At 63.0% G+C, this 24,304-nt stretch carries 17 protein-coding genes and 3 pseudogenes; 9 read left to right on the forward strand and 11 right to left on the reverse strand.

Going from position 1 to position 24,304, the window contains the following annotated elements:
* Positions 1-69 precede the first annotated feature (69 nt).
* Positions 70-738, reverse strand: a complete 669-nt coding sequence (locus EL22_RS04215; protein ID WP_156184038.1) for a hypothetical protein — start codon at positions 736-738, stop codon at positions 70-72.
* Between the two features lie 268 nt (positions 739-1,006).
* Here EL22_RS04215 and EL22_RS04220 point away from each other — a divergent pair, with 268 nt between their 5' ends.
* From EL22_RS04220 to EL22_RS04230, 3 genes are all read left to right on the forward strand, one after another.
* Positions 1,007-1,792 carry a hypothetical protein gene (locus tag EL22_RS04220; protein WP_050050297.1) on the forward strand — a complete coding sequence of 262 codons (786 nt, stop codon included), beginning with the start codon at positions 1,007-1,009 and terminating at the stop codon, positions 1,790-1,792.
* Positions 1,793-1,950: 158 nt separating this feature from the next.
* Positions 1,951-3,213: a HEAT repeat domain-containing protein gene (locus EL22_RS04225; protein ID WP_050050298.1), complete on the forward strand. Its 1,263-nt coding sequence runs from the start codon at positions 1,951-1,953 to the stop codon at positions 3,211-3,213.
* Positions 3,210-4,073 carry a CheF family chemotaxis protein gene (locus EL22_RS04230; RefSeq protein ID WP_050050299.1) on the forward strand — a complete coding sequence of 288 codons (864 nt, stop codon included), beginning with the start codon at positions 3,210-3,212 and terminating at the stop codon, positions 4,071-4,073. The genes EL22_RS04225 and EL22_RS04230 overlap by 4 nt, the downstream gene beginning before the upstream one ends.
* Position 4,074: 1 nt before the next feature.
* Here the strand turns inward: EL22_RS04230 and EL22_RS04235 are convergent, their stop codons facing one another.
* From EL22_RS04235 to EL22_RS04245, 3 genes are all read right to left on the reverse strand, one after another.
* Positions 4,075-4,803 (reverse strand): DUF2270 domain-containing protein, encoded by a 729-nt coding sequence (locus tag EL22_RS04235; RefSeq protein WP_050050300.1) that lies wholly within the window; start codon positions 4,801-4,803, stop codon positions 4,075-4,077.
* 198 nt (positions 4,804-5,001) lie between these two features.
* Positions 5,002-5,595: a hypothetical protein gene (locus EL22_RS04240; protein ID WP_231587873.1), complete on the reverse strand. Its 594-nt coding sequence runs from the start codon at positions 5,593-5,595 to the stop codon at positions 5,002-5,004.
* 306 nt (positions 5,596-5,901) lie between these two features.
* Positions 5,902-7,029 carry a DUF4330 family protein gene (locus EL22_RS04245; protein WP_050050301.1) on the reverse strand — a complete coding sequence of 376 codons (1,128 nt, stop codon included), beginning with the start codon at positions 7,027-7,029 and terminating at the stop codon, positions 5,902-5,904.
* Positions 7,030-7,292: 263 nt separating this feature from the next.
* Between EL22_RS04245 and EL22_RS04250 the strand changes: the two genes are divergently transcribed.
* A complete protein-coding gene (locus EL22_RS04250) occupies positions 7,293-9,743 on the forward strand; it encodes a hypothetical protein (protein ID WP_050050302.1) in 2,451 nt (816 codons plus the stop codon).
* A gap of 103 nt (positions 9,744-9,846) precedes the next feature.
* Here the strand turns inward: EL22_RS04250 and EL22_RS04255 are convergent, their stop codons facing one another.
* The 3 genes from EL22_RS04255 to EL22_RS04265 all read right to left on the reverse strand — a co-directional run bounded on the left by EL22_RS04255 (position 9,847) and on the right by EL22_RS04265 (position 13,243).
* Positions 9,847-10,677, reverse strand: coding sequence for a hypothetical protein (locus EL22_RS04255; protein ID WP_050050303.1), 831 nt, complete (start codon positions 10,675-10,677; stop codon positions 9,847-9,849).
* A 161-nt stretch (positions 10,678-10,838) separates the two neighbouring features.
* Positions 10,839-11,774, reverse strand: a complete 936-nt coding sequence (locus tag EL22_RS04260) for an NAD-dependent epimerase/dehydratase family protein (RefSeq protein ID WP_050050304.1) — start codon at positions 11,772-11,774, stop codon at positions 10,839-10,841.
* A complete protein-coding gene (locus EL22_RS04265; RefSeq protein WP_050050305.1) occupies positions 11,771-13,243 on the reverse strand; it encodes a sugar transferase in 1,473 nt (490 codons plus the stop codon). The genes EL22_RS04260 and EL22_RS04265 overlap by 4 nt, the downstream gene beginning before the upstream one ends.
* A gap of 649 nt (positions 13,244-13,892) precedes the next feature.
* Between EL22_RS04265 and EL22_RS04270 the strand changes: the two genes are divergently transcribed.
* From EL22_RS04270 to EL22_RS17020, 4 genes and pseudogenes are all read left to right on the forward strand, one after another.
* The gene (locus EL22_RS04270) at positions 13,893-14,795 is read left to right on the forward strand and encodes a hypothetical protein (protein WP_156184039.1); all 903 of its coding nucleotides are present in this window, start codon (positions 13,893-13,895) and stop codon (positions 14,793-14,795) included.
* Between the two features lie 187 nt (positions 14,796-14,982).
* Positions 14,983-16,725, forward strand: a pseudogene (locus EL22_RS04275) (bifunctional folylpolyglutamate synthase/dihydrofolate synthase); the annotation flags it as partial.
* Between the two features lie 153 nt (positions 16,726-16,878).
* A pseudogene (gene trpB, locus EL22_RS04280) lies at positions 16,879-18,030 on the forward strand (tryptophan synthase subunit beta).
* A gap of 71 nt (positions 18,031-18,101) precedes the next feature.
* The gene (locus EL22_RS17020) at positions 18,102-18,272 is read left to right on the forward strand and encodes a hypothetical protein (protein ID WP_156184040.1); all 171 of its coding nucleotides are present in this window, start codon (positions 18,102-18,104) and stop codon (positions 18,270-18,272) included.
* 43 nt (positions 18,273-18,315) lie between these two features.
* Here the strand turns inward: EL22_RS17020 and EL22_RS04285 are convergent, their stop codons facing one another.
* Both EL22_RS04285 and EL22_RS04290 read right to left on the reverse strand, forming a co-directional pair.
* The gene (locus EL22_RS04285; protein ID WP_050050308.1) at positions 18,316-19,377 is read right to left on the reverse strand and encodes a glycosyltransferase family 4 protein; all 1,062 of its coding nucleotides are present in this window, start codon (positions 19,375-19,377) and stop codon (positions 18,316-18,318) included.
* 153 nt (positions 19,378-19,530) lie between these two features.
* Positions 19,531-20,208: a hypothetical protein gene (locus EL22_RS04290; RefSeq protein WP_050050309.1), complete on the reverse strand. Its 678-nt coding sequence runs from the start codon at positions 20,206-20,208 to the stop codon at positions 19,531-19,533.
* Between the two features lie 229 nt (positions 20,209-20,437).
* Between EL22_RS04290 and EL22_RS04295 the strand changes: the two genes are divergently transcribed.
* Positions 20,438-22,348, forward strand: coding sequence for a S9 family peptidase (locus EL22_RS04295; protein WP_050050310.1), 1,911 nt, complete (start codon positions 20,438-20,440; stop codon positions 22,346-22,348).
* 38 nt (positions 22,349-22,386) lie between these two features.
* Here EL22_RS04295 and EL22_RS04300 read toward each other — a convergent pair.
* Together EL22_RS04300 and EL22_RS04305 are read right to left on the reverse strand one after the other, a co-directional pair.
* Positions 22,387-23,447: pseudogene (locus EL22_RS04300) on the reverse strand (NAD(P)-dependent glycerol-1-phosphate dehydrogenase).
* Positions 23,448-23,504: 57 nt separating this feature from the next.
* Positions 23,505-24,293 carry an FkbM family methyltransferase gene (locus EL22_RS04305; RefSeq protein WP_050050311.1) on the reverse strand — a complete coding sequence of 263 codons (789 nt, stop codon included), beginning with the start codon at positions 24,291-24,293 and terminating at the stop codon, positions 23,505-23,507.
* Between the last annotated feature and the right edge of the window lie 11 nt (positions 24,294-24,304).

A 24,304-nucleotide genomic window follows, 5' to 3' on the forward strand; every position in this document is an offset into this window, starting at 1 on the left:
GTTCGGCGCCGACCTCGAGGCGGAGTTCGTCGATCCGGTGGTCTCCCGCTACGAGTTCGCGCTCGAACGTCAGCGACTCGGTACTGCCACCGGAGGCGTTGACGAATTCTCGCTCACCGATTCGTCGATCCTCGCGTCTCCGTCGGTAGCAACCCCGTATAGCTCGATCTCGTCTCGAATATTTCCGTATCCAACGTTCGTGATGTCGGCGGTGACTGACAGTTGCTCGCCCTCGGAGTAATCCCCACCCGCGGACACGTTCGCGGACGGGATTCCCCGATCGTAGGCGTCGTATTCGATCGAGACCCCATCGACTTCGAGGGAGGTACCGTCCGCTAACTCCACGATTCCGTCGCCGGTGACGACGAGCTCGTCGTCGATGGTGACGGTTTCGCCGCCATCGCTCGTCGTCACGTCCCGTCCGTCGGGTATCGTTTCGACGGTGCCGTCGTCTGCGACCATGAGTTTCTCGCCGTCGACGGTGATGGTCGGGTCCTCGGGCGTTTCGTCCGCCGCCGCGTTCTCGCCGCGTACGATATCGCCATCGAACGTCACCACCGCGTGGTAATCGCTGTATCCCGTGTCGTCGAACGATATCGTGGCCAGTGACGCGTCGATCTGATTCTCGGTCTCGAGCAGTTCAACGGACTCGAGGTCGCCGGTCGTGTTACCAGTCTCCGCGCCTGCCACAGCGCCGATACCCACCGTGAGTACCAGTCCGCAAAGGACGACAGTCAACAAGACACCGATCGCTAATCGGGGCCGGACCGCTCGTAGCCCACGTCTTTTCGATCGAAGACGTTCTCTTATAGCGGCGTACCTGTCGGAACTGACTAGCGAGTGCGAGCGCGGGTTCGAGTTCATCCAAACGACACCAATCGTATGTTTCGAGTAGTTTGGATGGGGTGTTGAAATACTCTCTGGGCGATTGGTATGTTTTTCTTGACAATAAGCTCTCGAACGGCCAACGCGCTTTTCACGTAGTTGGTGCTACGCTGACGTATAGATGTCACGGGAAGCCGACTCTCCCAGCAGGGACGACGACGGTAGCGAGCTGGGCGCCGATTCTGGGTCGTCACGGCCGAGCGGAACGACCAAGACGACTCGAGCGACAGACTCGCTCAGTCGCCGCGGAGCACTTGCGGGTCTCGGAGCGCTTTCGCTGGGAGCAGTCGCCGGCTGTCTCGGATCCGTTCTAGGTCTCGAGAACGCATCAGGACAGCGACTTGTCGAGCCGGAGGACCCTGGCGAGAATCCGGACGCGACGCCGGGCGAGTTCTATCACCTAATCGAAGAACACGATATCGTCGTCGACGAACTCTATCACACGCCGGAGGAAAATCGACTCGATCTGTTCTACAACTCGAGCGCGGAGACGGTCGCCGAATCCGACGAGGAGATCGTCGTTATCTATCAGGCCTATCAGGAACTGATCGACCACGGCTCCTCGCTCGAGAACCTCTACACCGAAATCGTCGATCCGTTCGACGAACAAGCCCGCGGCTGGGGCGTCGACACCGAGTGGGTCGAGCGGTACCTCGACGGCGAAATCGACGAAAACGAGCTGTGGGGGACGATCGTGGAGTCGAAAGCCTACGATGACGGCAACGAGTCAGACGGGACTTCGAATGAAAGTGATCCGTCGATGGATGACGATGGGTCTGCATCGAGCGGGAACGAGACGTCCGACGAGACAGACGATGCTGACTCGGCCGACGGGACCGACTCGTCCGAGGAAAGCGACTCGTCGGCAGACGGCGGATCGGCTGACAACGAGAGCGATGTGGAATAACGCTTTCCGGCACGGTCGGTCCAGAAAGCGGTTGGTCGGCAGCTACGTCAGTCCGGGCGTGTCAACTGTCGAAGGCAAGATTAAGGATCGGTGGGGGGAATAATTGGCCGTGTATCGGCTGGTGGGACACTCCCCGCGGGGAAGGTAACAAGGAAACAATGACGCTATTCGAACTCGAGCGGAACGCGGATTTCAAGAAACTCGTCGAGCTCCTCGAGTCGAGCTCGAATCCGAGCGTTCGGAGCCGAGCCGCCGAAATCATCGGGAGTCTCGAATCCGAGCAGGCAGACAGCAAATTTCCCAGAGGTGAGATCGTCGACGCCCTGGTGGGGGCGGCAAACGAAGACGAGAGCGAGGACGTCCGCGCAACCGCGATCGACGCGCTCGATCAGTACGGACAGGCGGCGCTCGAACAGCTCATCGGCGAGATCATCGGCCAGCCGCTCGAGGATGTCGCCGAGTGGAAGAAGGCCCAGGCGCTGGCACAGAGTCTGAGCGCGGACCGACCCGAACTGCGGATGGCCGCCGCGACGGGACTCGGCAAGATCGGCGAGGACAACGTCGTCGGGCCGCTGGTGAATCAGCTCGGCGATCCCGACCCGCGGGTGCGAAAACGGGTCGCTCGAGCCTGCGGTCGCATCGGTGCCGCAGAGAGCGTTCCGGGGCTCTCGAAGATCCTCCACGAGGATCAGTACGACGTCCGCGTCGAGGCGGCCTACGCGCTCGCGGACATCGGGACCGACAACGCGATCCGAGAACTCTCGGGGGTCGCAGACGCCGACGACGAGACGCTCCGGCGGATCGCGGTCGACGCGCTCGGCCGCCTCGGGAGCGTCGAGGCGGTCGAACTGCTCGCGGAAGCGTTGCGCGACGACTCCGAGACCGTTCGCCGGACGGCGATGTTCTCGCTCGTACAACTGCTCTCGGAAGCGCCGGCGGACGCGAGCCACCAGGTCCGCGAGAAGATCGTCGGGGAGCTAGAGCAAGCCAATGCGAGTGAGTCCGTCCAGCCGCTGGTCGACATTTTGACCCAGAGCACCGAGACCGCCCAGCGCCGGAACGCCGCCTGGTTGCTCGGTCGCGTAGCCGACGTCGATCACCAAAGCCAGGCACAGGACGCGCTGATCGACACGCTCGGCGACGACGATACGATGACCTCGAAGTTCGCGGCGACGAGTCTCTCGATGCTCGACGGAGACGGGTTAGAGACGCGCCTGCTCGACCTCGTCGAGAATGAGTACGTCGACGTTGAGACGCGCGTCCGGGCTCTGTTCGTCCTCGGGAAGATCGGCGGGGACGTATCGCGAGACCGACTCTCGGGGTTCGTCGACCGAGTCGAAAATGACCGACTGCGAAAGCGTGGCTTCTCGGCGCTGTCGAAACTCGGCGGCGTCGGCGCGCCGACTGGTGACTTCGCATGAGCAAATCCGAGACCAAACTCGCGGACGTGACCGGCCAGTTCACCCAGGTCGTCAAGGACGGGCGAAAGCTCTCCGACACCGACTGGTCGAACGGTCGGATCGTCCTCTCGAACAAGCGGCTGGTGATCGCGAGCAACAGCGGCAAGCGGACGATCCCGCTCGCACAGATCCAGTCAATCCGCGGTCGGTACGACGTCAACCGAACGATCGCGAAAGTATCGGACTACATCAGCGTCAACGCCGGCCAGAACGTGTACCTGGTCTCGATGGGCGAGGTCGAGGAGTTCGAACTCCAGATCCAGAAGGCGATCCTCGACGGCGAGATCGTCCTGGTGAAACACCCGGCGGTCAAAGGCGGCGTAGTGCAGGATTCCTCCTGGAAGAAAGCCCGCGTCAAGATCAACGAGGGCGTGGCGAACTTCGCCGTCGAGAACGGCAACTTCGTCCAGATCGAAGTCGACGACATCGGCACGGTCGAGAGCGACGAACGAGCCGTCCGGGGCCAGGAGCGCCCAGTTGTCGAAGCCGAACACACGGAAGAGGGGACCAGCGTCCAGACGTACCTCTCGGGAGGCGCGCAAAACTGCGCGATGCTCAAGTCCGTCCTCGACCGAGGAGCGGAGAAAAACGCCTCGCAGATCGACCTCTCGAGTCAGGAACAGGAGGTGCTGATGGCGATCTACTCCGGCGTGTCGCCGTTCGAAGTGCCCGAGTTCCTCGACATCGATACCGATGACGTCGAGGAGATGTACGAGCGCATGATCGAACTCGACGTGTTAGAGGAGGTCCGAATCCGTCGGGAGGTCGCGTTGAAACCCCGCGGACGAAACATCGCCAGCGAGTCGATGAACAGCAAGTGAGTCAGGGTTTCGGTTCGTTTTCATCCGTCTCTTTCCACTCGCCGGGCTCCTCGCCGTGTATCTCCCCTTTCGCCTCGCGCGCCCCCGGCCACCTCGCCAGCACGACGAGCCCGAGGAAAAACAGAGCGAGGAGCCCGGCCACGACGGGTCCGGGAATACCCGGTAGTTCGGCGGCCTCTGTCCACCGAGATTCCGGGGTAAACAGCGTGACCTTCGCGACCCACGAGACCCCGAGCACCGCGAACAACAGCGCGTAGATGCGACGCACGCGTCTGGAGAGCGCCTCGAGTAGCGTCACTTTGAACGTCGGATATCGGAGGTCCTCGCCCAGCTCCTCGCGCCAGTTGGCGTGCTCGACGCCCCGGGGATTGAGGGCGTTCGCGAAGACGTTCTCCTGGACGAATCGCACTCGAGACCGATAGAGGTCGTAAAACCGGTACCGGCGAACCTCAAACGAGAGGAAGATAGCGAGGATGACCATGCCGACCAGCAAGAGGTAGGCGGGCATGTCGGGACTCGAGAAGACGACCGAGAGCAGGGCCGCGAGCACCGTGATCGCCCAGTTGGTCGTCTGGTCGATCCGATCCTGCGCGGTGGTCGTCTGGGCGACTTCACCTCTGTAGTAGTGGGGGAGCGCATCGAGCAGCGACTCGGCGTCGCCTGCGATTTCGGCGGCGATTTCCTGGTCCTCGCGCTCGAGGGTGTCGTCGGTTGGGCGGTCGTCGGGCATACGTGTTCGTACGGATCCGACCGCCAAAATCCCGCCACGGACCCGTCGGCGGTGTGTACTGTCTTGGGTCGGTTACTCTTTGCGAGTGCTCGAGGGGCAGTGTTCGCCCCTGTGTGGGTGTGTCTCGATTGGGAGACACCCCTCGTTTTCAATGAAAAACGCGAGACGGACACCCCTCGTTTTCAGTGAAACCTCCACTCATATGGTCGAGTTCGAGAGTGTGTCCAATACGGTCCGCTGATCGTCAGCTGACTCGATACACGTACTCATCACGACATCCGGATCGTGCAGTAACCGGTGGGTCCGGTAGCTCCCCTCACTTTTGCCACCGCCCGTGTGTCGACTTTCGGTAATCTCGGGAAGTGTCCACTTTTTCATCAGACTGAGAATCCGCTGGTGGGTTAACGACTCGCCGGTCATAACCTCGGCTACGATACAGTAGGTATCGTAGAGTTCGCCCGTCGAAAACGAATCTTTGAGTTTCGTCTTCGTTAGATACGCGAGCGCATACAGTGCATAACGCGAATGTGGCGTCCCGTTTTTAATGATCTGAACGGATCGATTCAGGTCGCTGTACTCGTCAGCTTCGCGAACGTGTTCTTCGTTCACCTGATTACTATTACCTTTTTCGGCCAGCTTTCCAGCCGATCGAAGAATATCCAGCGCCCGACGCGCATCGCCGTGATCTCGAGCGGCGAGCGCAGATGCTAATAGCAACCGGTTGTTCTCCTTTTGAAATCCATCGCCGCCTTCGTCTGGTGCGTTAGACTGCGTAAACTCTTGTAACTCCATGATAACAGACGTGAGGTTTCTCGTCCGGTCATATAGGTTTTCATTAGTAGTTTCTGTGTCGGCAACAGGTGTCGGTGTTTTTCAAACCAGTGATCAACAGGAGGAGCAGGCCGAGGCTGCCCACAGAGACAGACTGCTCTGTGGGATCTGTACTCGAGTCGTATCCGCTCGAATCGCAACTGCGAACGCGATGTCTCGAACGAGGAGACCTATCCAACTCGCTTCGCTACTCACCGATCGTGTCCTCGCGAAAGATGCGCTCTTGGCTGGTCTCGAGCGGTTACTGCCAAAGAGAACGACGCCGCTTCAGTCGACGACCCAGGCGCGTTCTTCGACGGTCGTGACGCCGAAGTCGAGATAGACGGTGTCACCGGTACGCAACGTCTCGCCTTTGAACTCCGTTCCGAGATCCGTCTCGCGAGTCTCGAGTTCGACGGTGAGCGTCACGTCGTCTTTCGTCGGGTGGGCCTGCTCGTTGAGCGAACCGTCTTCGGCCTCGACGACGACGGTGGCGGGCTCGCGGTCAACGCTCGTGACCGTTGCCCGAGTCTCCCCGCTGGTCGTCTCGGTTAGTCCGGGTTCGAACAGGTCGGCTTCACGGTCTGAAAGTTCGTCCAGATCGAGTTCGACTGTGGTCGTCGTGGCTTCGCCAGGTTCGTCTGTTGTTCCGGTCTCGAGGGTCGCCGGCTCGAGGGTGTAGGAGTCGGTCGCGAACGGAATCGTCGCGCCGGATTCGACCGGTTGCTGTCCGTATCGAACGCCGTCGTCGGTCTCGAGCGTCGTGAGCGTCGCCCCGGCGGTGACGCGATACTTATCGTCGCCGATCGGATACGCCGAGGTCGACTCGAGCGTCGCAACCGTTTCGTTGCCGATTGCGGACTCGTCCCCGGCCCGTATCTGTTCGGCCGTCTCCCGACCGACGGTATCTTCGAACAGTACTTCCGTTTCGGTGGTCGAGAGCGTCGTCGTATTGGATTCGACGGCGTCGACACTGCCGTTCACGTCGTACTCGTCGGTCTGGACCGAGACGTTCCGGCCGGATGCAAACTGATCGCCGTCGAACGTGACGGTTCCGTTCTCGTGGTGGGTGGCCACGACTTCGGTTCGGACGGTGACGTCGGCGGTGTCACTCGAGGTCCGTATCGCGTACACGTCGGTGATCGAGAGTCGTTCGTCACCGGCCATCATCTCGTCGCCAGCGGTGATTGACTCGGCGGTCTCGACTGACTGCGTGCCGAGCGAGAGCGTCGCGTACTTGGTCTCGGTCGAGGACGCTCCGGCTTCGTCGTCGTTCCCAGCGGGTCCGCCTCCGACACCGAGGACGCCGATGACGGCGATTCCGGCGGCGACGACCGCGAGCGCGAGGACGACGACGAGCGCGTCGATGACGTTCACGACGCCGAAGAGGTTCCCGTTTTCGTCGATTAATTCCATAGTTTCCCCGGGGAGTTCATGTTCGTGGTACGTCTTTTGCAGTACTATAGGTGTTTTGTCCTGATACACGATGTTGCTGGCTTCGAACGAAGCGCAGAGAGATCAGGTGCGGAAACGAGAAACGGGGACCACGGCTTCGTTCATCTGTATTGAGAACGTCCGTCGCCCGACCCGCTACCGAATCCGAGAACCAGAGTCACACCCTTCTCAAACAGTCAAACAGAGCGAAAGGATAATCAGGCCACACTCGGACGTACGCGATAATGGCCGCAGATCCTGCCGAGGTCGCACGACGGGCGGCACGCTTTTGCGAGGAGCGGTCCGACGGCGAAGCGACCCTCGAGACGCTGCTCGAGGTCGACGACGCCCACGAGACGTGGACGTTCGACGACCTTCCCGTCGATTCGGGTACCTTCGGCGAACTCGTCTCTCGCGATCTCGTGACGAAAGTCGACGGCGAGTACCGCGTCGAGAGCCGGGAGGGGATCCGGGCGGGTCTGACGGGCGAGTCCGTCGCGTCGTCGTCGAACGCAGACGACGGTTTCGAGTTCGAGCTCCCGGTCTCGCTCGAGCGCCGAACCGTGGGAGCCGTCCTCGCCTCGCTGGTCTTTCTCGTCGCGATGCGTCTGTTGAACGCGCCGGCGGTGTTCCGCGATGGGACGATCCTCTCGCCGGGAAACGACCCGTACTACTATCGCTACTGGATGGACCGATTTCTCGCCGAATCGAACGGTCCAACTGATGTGGGCCTCCTCGCGAATATGCCCGGCGACGCTGCACTCAGACGTCCGCTCACACATGCGACGAACTGGTTTCTCGCGGAGTTCGTCGGCCCGGACGTGGTCGCCGCCTGGCTCCCCGTCGTCGCGACGCTGCTCCTCGGCGTGCTCATCTACTGGCTCGCCGTGATCGTCACCGACGACGTTCGTGTCGGTATCGCCGCAGTCGTCTTGCTCGCGCTGACGCCCGTTCACGCGGTCTACTCCGGCGTCGGCTTCCTCGAGCACCGCCTCCATCAGTACCTCTGGCTCGGCGTGACGCTGGTCGCGTTCGCTTGGCTCGCCGTCGACATTCGCCGTCGGCGACTCCAGCAGCCGGATTCGGATCCGAATCGACCGCTCTCGGCACCGCTTTCCGCACACCTTCGAACGCCCTGGACCTGGGTCGCGGCCGTTGCGCTCGGGGTCGGACTCAGCTTCTCCGCGCTCGCCTGGGGTGGTTCGATCCTCATGTTCGTCCCCGCAGCGGGCTACATCGGTCTGAAAGTCGCGATGGATGCTCGAGACGGCGTCTCCCCCGCGGCGGCCGTCGCGCCGATCGTCGCCGGCCTGCTCGTCGCGTGCGGGCTCACTGCTTTCTTTCACTTCCGGTGGGGCTGGCAGGACTCGTTTGTCGCCATCGTTCCCGTCCTCACCGTCGCCGCCACCCTCGTGATCGCAGCGCTCGCCGAGGGGTGGGCGCGCCTCGAGTGGCCAACGACGGGACTAGTCGGTTTCGAGGTGCTCTGTGCAGTGGCGGGACTCCTTATCTTCCGACAGCTGCGACCGGCAGACTGGGCACGCCTGACCGAACGCGCTGACGACCTCTTCCTCCGCGAGGGGTTCACCGAATCCGCGTCGTTGTTCTCGGCGGACCTCGCCGTGATCCACGGCCCGATGTCCCAGCTCGGCATCCAGTTCTACGTCGCGCTCGTCGTCCTCCTGTGGACCTGCTGGGTGGCCTACAAGCGCTACGAACCCGCCTGGTTGTTACTCAGCGTTTACGTCGTCTTCTGGGTCGCTATGGCCGCGATTCAGGTTCGCTTCGCCGCACAGCTTGCGATCCCGCTCTCGGTACTCGGTGGGCTGGGACTCGTCCACCTGACGGCCTGGGTCGATCTGGCCCGCCTCCCCGTCCCGTTTCGCGAGGATAGCGAGTCGACTCGAGCCGGGCCGTCCACCGCAGGCGGGGCTCGCAGGGCGGATACCGACGGCGGCGAGTCAGATCCGACCATTATCCTTCCGACCGACACCTCGACGATCGCCTATTTGACCGTCATCGCGTTGATCGTCTGCGGAATGAGTCTCATCTTCGTCCCCTCGCTGGTCGCCCAGACCGCCCACACCGACGGTCAGTACGAGGCCGCAACGGCGATCGACGACCACGCCGAAGCGATCGACCGGGAGTATCCCCAGAACTTCGTCCTGAGCGAGTGGCCGGACAACCGACTGTACAACTATCTGGTCAACGGCGAGGCCGACAGCTTCGCGTACGCGAACGCTCACTACGACGAGTTCCAGGCGGCCGACGATCCGGATAGCTGGTACGAGCAGTTCCGAAGCGACGACGTGGGGTACGTCGTCGTCGGCGACACCGGGGCCTCGGTGCCAGAGAACGCGACCCAGTCCCAACTCCACGACGAACTCGGTACCGGTGGCGAGGACGGCGACGGACTCTCACACTACCGGCTCCTCGCGACGAGCGACGACGCGAGCGCCTTCGCGGTCGTCCCCGGTGCCACTATCGAGACGACCACCGACGCCGACGGCCCGGTGACGGTCACGACCGAACAGCGAATCGACGGCGAGTCGATCACCTACGAACGCGAGGTCGAGCCACGAGACGGCACCCTCGAGGTGACGGTCCCCTACAGCGGCGAGTACACCGTCGACGGACAGACGGTGACCGTCGACGAAGCCGACGTGCTCGAGGGCAATGCCGTCGACACGGCCTGATACCGACGGCGGCGATAGCCGTGAGCAGTTTCCGTTTTCGGTTTTCGATCGAAGCGATAGCTGCTCGAGCGGAGCCCTACCAGCTTCGTCGGTTCGGAAATCGCTAGCGAGACGGGACCGGCGAGTCGAGAACCCGTCGAGTGGTCGGGTAGACGAGACCGATCACCAGCCCGAAGACGACGAGTCCGGCCAGGCTCGCTAGATGAAGGGATGGAATCGGACGCGGAAGATCCAACGCGACGCGCATCCAGATCGGAACGGCCACCGCGACGACCATCCCCCAGGCGATCACCGCGCCCGCGAGCCCCATCCCTACACCGAACGTCGGGTGCAGAACCGGCCATCGGCGATCGAGTACCTCAAGAACGAGTGCGAAGACGCCGCTGGCTCCGAGGCTGCAGGCGAGCAGGAACACCCAGCCCGCGGTCGCGCTCTCGCGACCCCACAGCGCGGCCAGCGGCTCCATTCGACCGGCGTGTGCGAGTACGAGACCCGCACAGACGCCCGCGAGAGCACCGGAGAGGATCGCTGCGTACCCGGACAGCAGTGCTCGAGTCAGCAACCGATTTCGCGGCGAGCGAGTGCCGCGGCGATCTCGCTCGCCGACGATCGCGGCGCTGGAAAATCCGAAAACGCCGACGACGAACCCCGTGACGGCGACGCCGGTACTGATTAGGCCTCGAGTCGCGAACGCGGGTCGGTCGAGCGCGTGGTGGCCGGCGAAGACGTTCGCCCACTGCGAACCGTGCAGGGCGGCCAATTGCGATTCGAAGACGGGCGTCACGTAGTTTCCGTCCGGGAGCATTCCCCAGAGGCCACCGATGGCGACGAGCCACAGGTGTCGCCGCGCAAGCCGACCGCGGAGCGCGAGCGGCGTCGCTACGAACAGCGCGAGCGTCGCGCCTGCGAGGAAGTGTACGAGTGAGGGAGCCATCGATCCTCGAGCAGCGGGAACTGCGGTCGATACGTCCTACCGCGAGCGCCGTCTTAAATCGCAGGACGTCGTCTCGAGGTGTAAGAGTGAGAGCAGCATATAAGTCAGCCTGATAGATAAGTCAGTACAGGTAAAAATCGATAGTCGTAGCCGCTGTGTGATCACTCCAGTGATGTGATCAGTTCCTCCATTCCCGATTCGATCGAAATCGTCGGTTCGTATCCCAGCTGGGACCTGATCGCAGCGAGATCGGCCTCGCTGTCGGAGATATCGCCGGTCCGCTCGCGCCGGTGGACGATTTCCGACTCCGATCCGGCGACGGATCGGACGACTTCTGCCAACTCCAGAATCGAGTGGCTCTCACCGGTCCCGACGTTGAACACGGTGTCGCAGTCGTCTGCGGCCCCGGCGAGGAGGTTCGCTCGCACCACGTCTCGGACGTGGACAAAATCCCGCGTCTGGGAGCCGTCGCCGTCTACCGTAATCGGATCGCCGTTCAGCGCTTGGTCGACGAAGACGCTAATGACGGCGCTGTAATCGCCACCGACTTGCCCGGCTCCGTAGACGTTGAAGTACCGCAACGAAACCGCCTGCAGGTCGTAGTGGTCGTCGTACAACCGCACGTACTGCTCCGCGGCGAGTTTCGACGCCCCGTACGGCGACGTCGGCTCGGTCGGCGCCGCTTCCGACAGCGGAATCGACTCGGGATGCCCGTAGACCGCCGCACTCGAGGCGAACACGAACCGCGCGGATTCACGTCGAGCGCACTCGAGGAGTTTTAGCGTCGCAGTGACGTTTACCTCGTGGGTCAACTCCGGCGCCTCGAACGACCGCTCGACGCTTATCTGTCCAGCCTGATGAAAAATGATGTCGATACCCTCCGTCGCGTGACGTACGGTGGCGTCGTCTCTGATATCGCCCTCGATGAACGTCGCGCCCGAGGGAACGTTGGATCGAGCCCCGCTCGAGAGATTATCGAGCACGCGAACGTCGTTTTCGGGCACGAGCGCTTCGACGATGTTGCTTCCGATAAACCCCGCCCCGCCCGTCACCAGAACGTCCTGTCCAGAAATCGCCACCGGCGACTCGTCACTCATCTACTAGCGACGAATTCCCTGACATCGGATAACACTTTCCAGATCTGGCGAATAACGATTTTGAGGTCGAACCTAAACGACTGGCGGCGGACGTACTCGAGATCGTATCGAAGTTTGCTCTCGGCTTCGTGGCCCGTAATGTCGTTGACCTGCGCGAGTCCGGTCAGTCCGGGTTTGACGAACCACCGTTTGCTCCAGTCGACCCCGTCGCTCTGGATTTCACTGTCGAGTTCCGGACGCTCCGGCCGTGGGCCGACGACGCTCATATCACTGGCGAGAATCGCCCACAGCTGCGGGATTTCGTCGAGGTGGGTCTTTCGGAGGATCTTCCCGACACGCGTGACGCGCGGATCGACGCCGCCTGCGTCCTCGTCGCTGATCTTCGCTCCAGTCTCTGACTCCGCGTTCTGGACCATGCTTCGAAACTTGTACACCTGAAACGACTCGCCGAACACGGCCGTTCGCTCCTGTTTGTACAGGACGGGACCGGAGCTATCGAGTTTGATCGCGACGGCGATCAGCGCGATCACCGGCGCGAGCGCGACGAGCGCAGTCAGCGAGAACAGGACGTCGAAGCCGCGCTTGAACAGATGGTCTATCGGATCCCACGGTTCGAGATCGACGGTCACCAGTTCGCCAATCTGGTCGTCGGAAATCAGGACCGAGTCGGTGTACTCCTGGTGGACTTTCACGTCGACGCCGTGTTCGTAACAGGCGTCGAGCGAACCGAAGAACTCGGCGCGGTCGGCTCGTCGAAACGCCAACACGACGGTGTCGACGTCGTACTCGACCAGTACGTCTTCGATCCTCGAGAGGCCGCCGAGTCGGTCGAGGTCAGTGAATTCGTCGTACTTGAGGACGAGGCCGTCCCTGGGGATGGACCCGCCGTCGGGGACGGCCTCGATGCCCGTCGAGTCCCCCTCCGCGACGAGTTGACTGGAAAGGGCACTGGTCGGACAGAGATACCCCAGGATAGGACCCTCGAGCTGTACGGAGATCTGTTCGATCTGCTCCGGATCGTCGCCGACAAGCAGCGTCCGACCCGAATCGTTCGCCGGACGCCGGCGCATTCGGACGAACCACGCCGGAATCGAAACCGAAAGCAGGCCGACCACCATCACGAGCGTCGCTCGCGGGAGCCGGTGGGACCACTTGAAAAACCCGAACGCCGCGATCGCGAGCCCGCCGGTTACGACGCGTTTTTGCGCGAGGAACACCGTATCGAGTACGCGCCGTGGTCGCGGTTTGTAAAGCGGAAGCAGGCAGCCGACCATGACGATCGAACAAAGGCCGACGGCCCACAGGAGCATCCCGCCGGAGAGCGTGTGTACGTCCAGGCGGTTGAAGAGCGGAACGTAGGTGGTAAACTGCTGTTGGACCGCTGGATGGTTCGCTATGAGCACGGAGAGAGTGGTCACTCCGACCACGCCGGCCGCGCTGACGAGTCGATAGCGCCATCCGGTCAACATTCGTTCGTCAGGACAGACGGAACGTACATAACACCTGTTATGTTATGATCGAGCCAATATGACGTTATTCTATCACCATCGAGTTCACCGAGAGATACACGACAGAACATGATGGATACACCGTGGTACGGTTTCCGAGCGATCGCTTGACGGGACGTAGTTGCGAAGTGATCGGACTTATTTCGGCGAGAAAACGGATCGTAACTGGCCGAAACCGTCTCCCTCGGCGGACAGCCATGCGAACGTGAACGATCGGGCGCTACCTGACTCTGGGTCGCCGCTTGTGCGTGGTGGTATCGTGACCTCTTTCGAATAGACTCCGTTCCGAAATGGGTCGTTCTCACCGGCCGCCGGTGGTTCGAGAACGTCACGGATCGATCGCTCGAGACCCGTTCTCCGTCGCGAACCGGCTCAAACGACTGTATAGGTGTTTATTCGAGCAGAATACCCAATCCACCAATAGCTAAAACAACAGATATGTTATAATAATCGCCCAGAGAGTATTTCAACACGCCATCGAAATAAGTCGAATCAGAGTATCGGTGTCGTTTCGATGAATGCGAATCAGCCAACGAAGCCGCCCGCCCGTCCCTCCGGAGTCACCACCATGTTCGCGAACGTCTGGTCCCGGTCGATCCGGTCGTGTCGTGTGTCCGAGCGTCCGAAACACGCCCTCGTCGGGTTGATCGCGTCTCTGGCCGTGATCGGCGCAATTCTTGGGGCTGGTATCGGGGTCGGAGCAGCGGGTGCCGTTAGTGACGCCTCGACCGGGTCAATTGAGCAGGGTGTTGTAGGGACATCGAACGAGACGGAAGTTACGCTTGCGGGAACAGCCACAACGTCGAGCCATCCAGATAATATCGTAGTAGTTCGCCTAGGAGACGGTCTCGTCGTCAGTGGGAAATCAGTAAATGAAACGTCGGATCAAACCTTCTTGCGACACGAATCTGGTAACATTAGGGAAGAAAACTTAGTGGTCTCTGGGTGGAGGGGCCAAGATGTTGTACAGTACAATGGCGAACCTATTGAAGTGAGAGATTCGGAAGAGCATATTGTGTATTCAGATGGCGAGTCACCCGATTTAATCACCGAAGATTCATCGACGCCGATCGAAATCAATCCAAATACTGGAACGCTTCAGACCAGAGCAGCGGAGGCAACTGAAGGGATCCCCATCGTTGACGCTCAAAATGGTGAGGAGATCACCTACCGAAATTTCGGTGAACCCGTTCTCGAGTCGGAAATAACCAACATCAATGACCCTGCTGAAGGAGAAAACCTGATCGTCAACGCGACGATCAGTAACGATGGTTTTCAGTACTTCACTGGAACACCCACACTTTCGTGGTACGATGGAGATTCCGGCGAGTGGAGTGACGTTGGTGAAAATTACGTTGTTATCGATCCTGACGAAGAAGAAGAGATCTCCTTCGAAATCGGAACTGAAGAAGGAGATAGTTCGGTCACCGAAATTCGGTTAGATGCCGATGATTCTAGAGAATTCGGAGATAGCCGAGACAGCCAAGACATAGAAATCGAAGCGGCTGAGTAACTGCGTCATACACGGGACAGATTCGAACACCAGATCATAAGTTTTCTCTCTCAGACAACGGTAAGAAAGTCCGAACGTCGGTCGAACCTGACCATCAGTCAATCCGAAACGGCTCGTTCGCGACACGTAAGTGTCGTGGCAAATGCGGTTGCGCAACCCTAAAGCGGACGGACTCTGTGGATCAGATATGGAGTATCACGAGGCAGCGGATTTCCTCTTTGGTCTGCGGCGGTTCCGTCCGAAACCGGGGACGGAGTCGACGGCCGACCTCCTGGCCCACCTCGAGGACCCGCACGAGGGCGTCGATTTCGTGCAAGTCGCGGGCTCGAACGGCAAGGGGTCGACCGCGCGAATGGTAGAGCGAACGCTTCGCGAAGCCGGTCTCTCCGTCGGGCTCTACACCTCGCCACATCTCGAGGACCTGCGCGAGCGCGTCCGCGTCGACGGTCGGAAGATCCCCCGGAGTGCGGTCAGTTCGTTCGTCGAAGCGAGTCAACCCTACGTGACCAGCCGGGGTGCCGACGGCGAATCGCCGACGTTTTTCGAGACGATGACCGCGCTCGCGCTCTGGTATTTCGGCCGCGAAAACGTCGACGTCGCGATCCTCGAGGTCGGCATCGGCGGCAAGTTCGACGCGACGAGCGTCGTCGACCCGGTCGCCAGCGCTGTGACCAGCGTCAGCCTCGAGCACACCGGTATCATCGGCGAGACGAAAGCGGAGATCGCCCGCGACAAGGCCCACGTCGCCCCCGCGGACGCGCCGCTCGTGACGGGCGTCACCGACGACACGCTCGAGTCAGTCCGCGCGGTCGCGGGTGACGTGTTGACTGTCGGCCACGACGGCGAGACGGTCGAGCACGGCGCGGGTGATCGCCAGATGGACGAGCGATCCCGGTCGGTTGCACAGCCGGACGTTCGAGTGACCTACGACGGCCGGGCGAACCACGTCGAGGCCGACATCGAACTCGCCGGCGACGACTGGGCCGTCGAGACGCGGATCCCGCTCCCGGGCGAACACCAGGCCGAAAACGCGGGTATCGCGGCGGCGCTCGCCCGGCAGGTCACGGACGTGACCGACGCCGAACTCGCACGCGGCTTGCGAAACGCCCACTGGCCCGGCCGATTCGAGGTGCTCGACACCGACCCGCTTACCGTCCTCGACGGCGCGCACAACCCCGGCGCGTGCGAGCGGGTCGCCGAAACCCTCTCGACGTACGAGTACGACGACCTTCACCTCGTGTTCGGCGCGATGCACGACAAGGATCACCGCGAGATGGCAGACGCCCTGCCGACGCCCGACTCGGTCGTCACCTGCGAGCCGACGGTGGACCGGGCCGAGGACCGAGCGGTCCTCGCAGAGGTGTTCGCCGACGCCGGCGTCGACGCCGACGACGTCCACACGGACTCGGCCGTGCAGGACGCCCTCTCGAGCGCGCTCGAGCGCGCGGGCGACGGCGACGCGGTCGTCGTCACTGGCTCGCTCTTCGCGGTCGCCGAAGCCCGGTCCCGATGGACCTCACCGGACGTGCCAAAGCGCATCCAGTCCCTCGAGGACGCCCGCGAGACGCTCGAAGGGGCCGACGTCACCGAAAAGGGCGTCTACCGGATGCGCGGCAAGGCCGTCCACCGAGTCGTCAAGACGAACCTGCAGTACAGACAGGCCTCCTACCTGAAACAGGAGCTTCTGAGCCTCGGCGGCGAGTGTGCCCTCTCGGGACTCCAGCGCGAGGACGAGCGGACCGACGCCGTCCTGATGGGGACGCTTTCCCAGTTCAAGCGCCTGACCGACAAACTCGAGGCCCAGCCCTACGGATTGGCCGAGGTGGCCCGCGAACTGCGCGAGACGCTCGAGATCGGCGGGTCCGAGCCCGACAGCGAGTACCCGTGGCAGGACCGAACGGCGGTGATGGGCATCCTGAACGTGACGCCCGCGAATCCGGATCTGGTGGCTGACGGCGACCTCGAGTGGTAGCTCGGTAAGCCGTTTCCGCTGTCGCCTGATTTCTGCGCCGGTGACTGGCCAGACGAATCAAGCGGTCTATTGTAAACATACATTACGGTGAGGTCACAAGTGGTGGCAGAGATGTCTTCCGGAGACTTCGACGGATACGGCGGTCGGCACGTCCCCGAGCCACTCGAGGAACCGCTCGAGGGACTCGCGGACGCGTACGACGAGATCGGAACGAGCGACGAATTTCAGGCCGATCTGCGCTCCCTGCTCGAGGAGTTCGCGGGCCGGCCGACGCCGCTTTACTACGCGAGCAACTTGAGCGAGCGCTACGGAGCCGAGATCTACCTCAAACGCGAGGATCTGCTCCACGGCGGCGCACACAAGATCAACAACGCGCTGGGCCAAGCGCTGCTGGCCAAACGCGCCGGCAAGGATCGCCTGATCGCCGAGACGGGCGCAGGCCAGCACGGCACCGCGACGGCGATGGTGGGCGCGCTGCTCGGCCTCGAGACGGAGATCTACATGGGGAAAAAGGACGTCCAGCGCTAGGAGATGAACGTCTTCCGCATGCGACTGATGGGAGCCGAGGTCAACGAAATGACCCGCGGGGGCGAAGGGCTGGCAGACGCCGTCGACGCCGCCCTCGAGGACTTCGCCCAGAACGTCGAGGACACGCACTACCTCGTCGGCAGCGTCGTCGGTCCGGACCCGTTCCCGCGGATGGTCAGGGACTTCCAGAGCGTCATCGGCCGAGAGGCTCGCGAGCAATTCGTCGACCGGACGGGCGAACTGCCCGACGCCGCGGTCGCTTGCGTCGGCGGCGGCTCGAACGCCATCGGGCTCTTTCACGCCTTCCGCGACGATCCCGTCGACTTCTACGGGGCCGAAGGCGGCGGCGAGGGCTCGGACTCGAGTCGCCACGCGGCACCGCTCGCGAGCGGCGCGGACGACGTCATCCACGGGATGAAAACGCGCGTCATCGACGAGGACGTCGAGGTCCACTCGGTCTCGGCAGGTCTCGACTACCCCGGCGTCGGCCCCGAACACGCCATGTTCCGCGCCGTCGGCCGCTGTGAGTACAGCGGCGTCACCGACGACGCGGCGCTCGCCGCGTTCCGGGAACTCAGCGAAACGGAGGGGATCATCCCCGCCCTCGAGTCGAGCCACGGGCTCGCTCGAGCGATTCAACTCGCCGAGGAGACAGACCACGAGCGCATCCTCGTCAACCTCTCCGGACGCGGGGACAAGGACATGGAGACCGCAGCCGAGAAGTTCGATCTCTGACCGGTCGCCGGCTCACGCGAGCGCCGCTTCGTGCCCACTCTATTTATCGGCGTACGCGAATTAGACGAGTAATGACAGAAGCTGCGATCGTTCGTCGCCTCAACATCGTCATCGTCCTTCTGGTCGCCGTCCTCGCACTTCTCGTCCTGCCCGTTCTTCCGAACCTCCTCGTCCTAGTCGGCGTCGGAGCCTTTCTCGTCCTCGGCGGCGCGCTCGCTTGGTCGCTGGCGCAGGGGCTGTAGCCGTTCCTGTGGTACTGTTGGTACCGAAACGTCAGCCGATGCCCTACAACACGCCGGACTGGTCCTGTAGCGTCCGGTAGAGCTCGAGATATTGGTCTCTGATCGCGCTTCGGTCGAACGCGGTAAAGCGGTCGTCGAAGTCGCGGTACTCGAGGTCGCCCGCGCTGATGATCGCGTTCGTCAACTCCTGTTCGCTGGTGGTGCGAAAACCGCGGTCCCAGCCCTCGACGAGTTCGTGGGCGCTCGAGTCGGCGTGGTACTCGACGATACCGACACAGCCCGAGGCCAGCGCCCAGAGCATCTCCGTCGGGAAGACACAGCGTTCGGCCGTCTGAGCGAAGACGTGCGCGCCGCGGTAGACGGCGACTCGCTCCTCGCGGGAGCATTCGCCGGCGAAGCGGACGCGGTCGTCGATCCGCAGGTCGCTCGCTAACTCCTCGTAGCGCTCGCGTTCGGGACCGTCGCCGATGACGACGGCGTTCCAGCCTCGCTGGCGGATCTCCGCCAGTGCGAGCAGGAGACTCTCTAGGTTCGCGCCCTCGTCGAGCCGTCGGGCGTAGACGACTTCCACCTGTGCTGCCGGCACGACATCTCGTATCAGATCGGTATCGATCCGGTTCGGGATCGGCGTCACCTGTTCGGTCTCGGCCCCGGTCTCCTGTACCCAGGTGCCGACGAGTTCCGAGGGCGTTACGATCCGATCGGGCTGGCTCGTCGCCCACCGGGTGAGTCTGTCCTCGGCGACGCCACCGTCGCCGTACCACTCGAGGACGAACGGACAGCGGGCAAGTCTCGAGCCCCAGTTGGCGGCGATCACCTGCCCCGGCGGCGTCGCGCTCGCGTGGATGACGTCCGGTCGAGCGGACGCGAGGACGAACGGGAGTCGAAGCAGAAAGGACGCACGTGCGTCGAGACCCGTCGAGACGGCGTGATAGGTGATCCCACCGCGTTCGTAGATCGATTCCTCGCCGGCCCAGAACTGCGCACAGAAGACGTGGACGTCGTGTCCGCCGTCGCAGATCCCCTCGACGACCTCGCGAAATCGCCGGTTCGTCTCGCTCTCTCGGTGCTCGAGCGTTTCGAACGAGACGAACGCGACGTGCATATGCCGTCGGGACGCAGCCCCGGATTAAAAAATCACCTAAGTTATCTGATCAGCGGGCGGTCGGTACGGCTCACCTCGAGGACTGAACGTCCGCAGAATCCGCACGATTGGCCCCCTGCGCGGGAACGACTGGGGTCGCGCCTGTCCATCAGATCACTCGTCGTCCGGCATCACGTCCTCGATGGTCCCGTCGATGAACTCGTCGAGTCCATCGAGCAGGCCATCTTCCTCGTCGGCTTCGTCTCCGGTCTCCTCGTCCGCTGCACTCTCTTCGTCGTCTTCTGTGTCGTCAGTTTCCTCGCTCTCGTCGTCTTCCCCTGCCTCCTCGTCGCCGCTCTCTCGCTCGCTATCTGCATCGGTCTCTTCGTCCGTTTCGTCATCTTCGTCACGTTCCCCGGTATCGTTCTCGCCGCCAGTCTCTTCCTCGTCGTCGCTTTCGTCTTCGTCGTCAGATTCGCCCGCCTCGTCCGATCCGTCGTCTTCGTCGCTTTCTCCCTCTGGGTCTCCATCGTCCGCTTGCGCTCCGCCCGAACTATTCTCTATCGCGTCTATTGGTTCATCGCCGCGCTCGTCACCGTCACCGCCGCTGGACGACTCACCGTCGCTCGTAGTCTCGTTGGCCGCACTATCCGTCGAATTGACGTTCGAGGACCCCTCGAGGTCGCCGAGCGATTCAGGATCGTTGTCGCCGGCCGTTCCCTCGTCGAAGAACCCGGGGCCGATCACCGCGACCGTCAGCCCGAACGCGACGAGGACGACCAGCACCGTGAGGACGACCGTCGTAACTGCTGCGGGCTGTTCTTCGCCGCCGGATTCGGCCTCGTCTGGCATCGTCCGTTACTGTTCTGTATTCCTGTATTTCGTTAACCGTACCCAACACGCGTTCGGGCGACTCGGTCCGGCGGCCCGATCAGATAATCGCCCTCCCACGACCACGTGACAGACCGTTGGTCTCGGCGGGACGAACTAGGCCGGACCTACGAGGGGGTTTCGCCACGGCATACCCGCGGTCTCGAGGGGAAACGGTTACTGACTCGACCCGAGATAGTCGAGGTAGCCGATGTACGATATCGAACGCTATCTCAACATCCGAAGCGCCTACGGCGCGTCGTTCGGCCCCGACGGCGAGTCCCTCTCGTTTCTGATGAACACGACCGGCGTCCCGCAGGTCTGGACGCTCGAGGACCCCCTCTCCTGGCCCGAACAGCGCACGTTCACGGACGAACAGGTGAGCTTCGCCTCGTGGTCGCCCGAACGGCCCGAGTTGCTCTTCGGGATGGACGAGGGCGGCAACGAACGCGCCCAACTGTTCCGACTCGACGCCGAAACTGGCCTCGTCCAGAACCAGACCCGAGCGCCCGACGCGAAACACCGCTGGGGCGGCTGGAGTCACGACGGCGAGTGGTTCGCGTTCACCTCAAATCGGCGTGACGAGTCCGTGTTCGACGTGTACGTCCAGCGGCGTGCAGAGAGCGGCGACGTCGACGGGCGAAACTCGAGCGCACAAGAGTCGTCGTCTCCCGCCGACGCGACGCTCGTCTTCGAAGGCGACGGCTGGCTCACGCTCGCGGGCTGGAGCCCCGACGATTCGAAACTGCTCGTCTCGAAGGCCTACTCGAACTTCGATCAGGACCTCTACGTGCTCGACCTAGCACCGGGCGACGGCGAAACTGACCTCGAGTCCATCGACCCCGGTTCGACCGAACTCGAGCACCTCACCCCACACGAGGGCAACGTTCGCTATCAGAGTGCCAGCTGGGCACCGATACCGCCGGAGGGCGAGGAGAGTCCGGGACTCTATCTGATTACGGATCGCGGGTCCGACACGCTCGAGCTCGCGTATCTGGACTTCGAGACGAAAACGCTCGAGACGGTCGCCTCGGGCGGCGAGTGGAACGTCGACGGTATCGCGGTCGACGACGAGACCGGCCGGTTCGTCTTCTCCCGAAACGTCGAGGGCTACACCGACCTCACGGTCGGGGAGTTCGATTCTGACGCACCGACGAACTTCGAGACGTTTCCCGAACCGGATCTGCCGGGCGGTATCGCCGGCGGCGTGAGCTTCGGCCCCGACGCGGAGCGATTCGCGGTTTCGACGTCCGGCGATACGATCAACACGAACGTCTTCGTCGTCGACGTAGAGACCGGTGAGTCCGACCGGTGGACCGCGGCACCGACGGCCGGCATCTCCCGCGAGCGCTTCCGTGAATCGACGATCGAACACGTCGAGAGCTTCGATGAACTGGAGGTGCCCGGCTTTCTCACACTCCCCGAATCGACCGGGCAGGGGGCGACGCCGGTCATCGTCGACATCCACGGCGGCCCCGAGAGCCAGCGCCGGCCGTCGTTCTCGAGCGTCAAGCAGTACTTCCTCGATCGAGGCTACGCTTACTTCGAACCCAACGTTCGCGGTTCAGCGGGCTACGGCAGCGAGTACGCGAGCCTCGACGACGTCGAAAAGCGTATGGACTCGGTTGCCGACATCCGCGCCTGCGTCGAGTGGCTGCAAAATCACCTGGCGATCGACCCCGATCGAATCGCCTGCAAGGGTGGTTCCTACGGCGGGTTCATGGTACTCGCCGCGCTGACGGAGTACCCCGACCTCTGGGCGGCCGGAATCGACGTCGTCGGCATCGCCAACTTCGTCACCTTCCTCGAGAACACCGGCGACTGGCGGCGGAAACTCCGAGAGGCGGAGTACGGCTCGCTCGCCGACGATCGGGAGTTCTTAGAGGAAATTTCGCCGATCAATAACGTCGAGTCGCTCGAGGCGCCACTTTTCGTCCTCCACGGCGAGAACGATCCGCGGGTGCCCGTCGGCGAGGCGGAACAGATCGTCGACCAGGCTCGAGAGCAGGGCGTTCCCGTCCGAAAGCTCTTTTTCGACGACGAGGGTCACGGCTTCTCGAAACTCGACAACCGGATCGAGGCCTACGCCGAAATCGCGGACTTCCTCGACGAGCACGTGTAATTCTCGGCTGTGACCCGGCCCGCTTCGGTGGAGCCGCGTCAGGAGATGACGCCGGTCGTCGTGGCGACCTCTCGAGCGGCCTCCTCGTTCATCCCGTCGCCGAGGATGGTGTACCGGTCGCGGATCGCGTGACAGGTCGTCAGCGCCTCTATGACGGTCTCGTCGTCGATACCGAGTTCGGCCGCGGTCGTCGGCGCGTCGATGCTATCGAGCGCGACCTGATGTCCTGCCAGATGCCGCGCTCGCCGTCGTGGAGGTAGGCGGTCATGATCGAGCCGACGCCGACCTGATGGCCGTGGAGGGCGGTACCGGGCTCGAGCCGGTCGAGCTGGTGCGAAAAGAGGTGTTCGGCACCGCTTGCCGGTCTCGAGGAGCCGGCGATGGACATCGCCACGCCCGAGGAGACCAGCGCTTTGGTGACGATCCAGGCCGACTCCTCGAGGCCGGGGCGGACGTGATCGGCGTTGTCGACGAGGATCTCCGCGGTCATCTCCGCCAGCGCGCCGGCGAAGCCGGAGTACTCGACGTTCTTGAGCCGGTGGGCGAGCCGCCAGTCCATCACGGCGGTGTAGTTCGAGATAATATCCGCACAGCCGGCGGTCGTGAGCTCCCAGGGGGCGTCCGCGAGGAGTTCGGTGTCTGCGACGACCGCGAGCGGCGGTTCGGCGGCGACGCTGTGGCGCGTATCGCCGTCCGGTACCGAGCCGCGGTTGCTGACGATGCCGTCGTGGCTCGCCGCCGTCGGCACCGAGCAAAAGCCCATCTCGAGGTGATGGCTGGCCATCTTCGCGATATCGATCGCCTTCCCGCCGCCGATGCCGACGAGGTAGGTCACCTCCTCGGCCTCGGCCGTCTCGATGACTTCCTCGACTGCTTCGAAGCTCGCCCGCTCGACGGTCACGACGGCCGGATCGATCCCAGCCGCCTCGAGGTCGGCGGCGATCGGTTCCGCCGCGATCGACCGCGGCGTCGGACTCGTCACGAACAGGGGTCGCCCCCGAAGGTGGAGGTCGTCGACGACCTCGAGGAACCGCGAGCGAACGCCCTTGCCGACGACGACGTTTCGCGGCAGGCGAATCCACGTCGACTTATCGAACATATCTCTGTGGAGGGCGGCCGCGATATAAAGGCGTTCTCGTCGCGAACGAGTGTCACCTCACTCGAGGGCCGTCGCTTTGATGTGGAAGTCGGGGCCCCGATCCGCGAGCGTCTCGAGGGCGAAGCCGAGGTCACGGAGCGAGTCGAGGAATCCCTCGACCGAGGAGCCGTGGTCCTCGACCGACGGCCGCGTGTCCGCGGGGCGGTGAACCTCACAGTAGACGGTCCGGCAGCCATCGTCGGCCAGCGTTTCGGCCATCCCGTCGACCACGCGTGGTTCGGCTCCTTCCACGTCGATCTTTACGACGTTCGGTCGTGGTAGCCCCTCGTCGACGAGGCTGTCGCCCCTGCGGGCGGGCACCGATATCGCGCCGCCGCCAGTCGCGGAACTGTCGGGATCGAGCGTGAGCGTTTCGTCGGCGTCCCACATCGCACACTCGTGCATCTGGCCGTCGACCTCGTTTCGCTCGAGGTTCGCTCGCCCCTGCCGGACGGTGTGTGGAGTCGGCTCGAACGCCTCGACACGCTGGGCTCGCTGACCGGCGAGACTCGAGTGAAATCCGATGTGCGCGCCGACGTCCCAGAACACGTCCGACTCCTCGAGTTCCGAGACCAGGTCCCGAACCATGATTCGCTCGCCGCTATCGAAGATCCGCAGCGATCGCGCGGCGCGACCGCGGGTGTCGAATGTCGCTTCGACGCCGGCGATCTCGAACGTCCGCGACTTGCGAGCGCGCCAGTACGCCATTGCGGCCCGCCTGCGGAGGCTCCGAAGCGCCTTGGTCGAGAGTGTCGCGGCACCCTCGTTTCGATAAATATCGACGGCACGCTGGATCGGCGTTGCCATGATCCTCGAAC

Source organism: Halostagnicola sp. A56, from assembly GCF_000691505.1.
Taxonomy (GTDB): Archaea; Halobacteriota; Halobacteria; order Halobacteriales; family Natrialbaceae; genus Halostagnicola.